Annotated in this window: 1 protein-coding gene; it reads left to right on the top strand. The window is 62.9% G+C overall.

Translation table 11 applies throughout. The features are described 5' to 3' along the window. On the top strand, nucleotides 1-737 hold a 737-nt coding region (locus EOA24_RS39775; protein ID WP_127410918.1), incomplete at its 5' end, for an ABC transporter substrate-binding protein. Between the last annotated feature and the right edge of the window lie 115 nt (nucleotides 738-852).

The following is an 852-nucleotide window of genomic DNA, read 5'->3' as shown; positions in this document are numbered from 1 at the left end:
AAGCCGATGCGGTCGATATCGGCAGCGCCGCCGACTCGCCGACGGTGAGCGCCATCGCCGGAGGCTCCAGGATCAAGGTCGTCGCCAGTTTCTCCAATGGCGGTCTGGGGAGCTCGCTGATTATTCCGGCCGGCAGCCCGATCAAGACCATCCAAGATCTGAAAGGTAAGACGATCTCGCCGACCACGCGCGGCAGCGTCGCGCACTTCCTCACGCTCGGCGTGCTCAAGAAAGCCGGCCTGACCGCCAAGGACGTCAAGCTCGCCTTCCTCACCCCAGCCGACGCAAGCGCCGCGTTCCAGTCTGGAGGCATCGACGCCTGGGGCACCTGGGGAGTCTATCTTGCCCGCTCGATCGGAACGCTCAAGGCAACGGTGCTGATCGATGGAGTTGGCATCAACACGGGCAAAGGCGTGTACAGCGCGACGGATCACGCGCTCGCCGATCCGGGCAAGGTTGCGGCGATCGCGGATTTCATCGCGCGCGTGGACCGCGGCTACACCTGGTCGCGCGAGAACAAGGAAGCCTTTCTCGACTTCTACGCCGGCTTCACCAAGCAAGATCGGGCGACTGTCGAGTACCTCTATCAGAGCGAGGCGGGCTACAAGCGCGAGCCCATCGACGACGCTCTGACGGCTTCCCTGCAGAATGTCTTCGAGACCTGGAAAGAGGCGGGCGTGTTAAGCGGCGACCTCAATCTCGCCGATTACGTCTATCGCACGCTGCCGACAGATTGAGCCGAAATTCCGGAGACGGCGCATGAGCTCGATTGAATCTGCCTCGACATTTCCGCTCTCGCTGCCAGCCGCGGTCGCGCGTGAACCGTCGAAAATCAAGGCACCCGCTCTGGAG

The sequence above is a fragment of the Mesorhizobium sp. M2A.F.Ca.ET.039.01.1.1 genome (assembly GCF_003998035.1).
Taxonomy (GTDB): domain Bacteria; phylum Pseudomonadota; class Alphaproteobacteria; order Rhizobiales; family Rhizobiaceae; genus Mesorhizobium.
Note: the sequence above shows the minus strand (reverse complement) of the source record. Positions and strands in the feature narration are given on the sequence as shown.